Genomic DNA, 493 nt, shown 5'->3' with positions numbered 1-493 from the left:
CTCTTGTCTGGTGTGCTCGGTGATGTGTTTAAGATTCAGCTTCCTGGAGCTTGCGGGCCGGGACGTTTCTAGGGGTGTAGGTGCTTTTCTGGTGAATGGCCAGCAGGTCGTCAAGGTTGAGATTCATTTTGGGCGACGTCTTTACCACAGCGGTATTGGCAACCACATCGCCGATGCGCTGGCCTTTTGCCGATGACACTACAAGGATCGAGGCAATGGCGCCTAAGGAGAAATAAATATCGATCAGCCTGAAAACCCAACGCGCGGCATAGTCGGAGAAGGTGATCTTGCCCCCCGCCACTTTGATCACCTGGATGCGCAACGCCATTTTTCCAATGCTCTGGCCTTTGTTAAGGGTTTCAAACACAAGCGAATAGAGCGAAAACAAACCCATCAGCAAAAACATGACCACGGCCGCGGCAGTTTCGGAGGCCCCCGCAGCAGACACTGTATCTTTTGCACCTCTCCGAGCCCACGAGCCAAGAGGAGATGG

Annotated in this window: 1 protein-coding gene; it reads right to left on the bottom strand. The window is 53.5% G+C overall.

The genetic code is table 11. From position 1 onward, the window contains the following. Nucleotides 1-28: 28 nt before the first annotated feature. The coding region (locus tag KK083_RS32350) for an RDD family protein (RefSeq protein WP_254170303.1) at nt 29-493 on the bottom strand (465 nt) is incomplete at its 5' end.

The organism is Chryseosolibacter histidinae (assembly GCF_018598225.1).
Taxonomy (GTDB): domain Bacteria; phylum Bacteroidota; class Bacteroidia; order Cytophagales; family Cyclobacteriaceae; genus Chryseosolibacter; species Chryseosolibacter histidini.
Note: the sequence above shows the minus strand (reverse complement) of the source record. Positions and strands in the feature narration are given on the sequence as shown.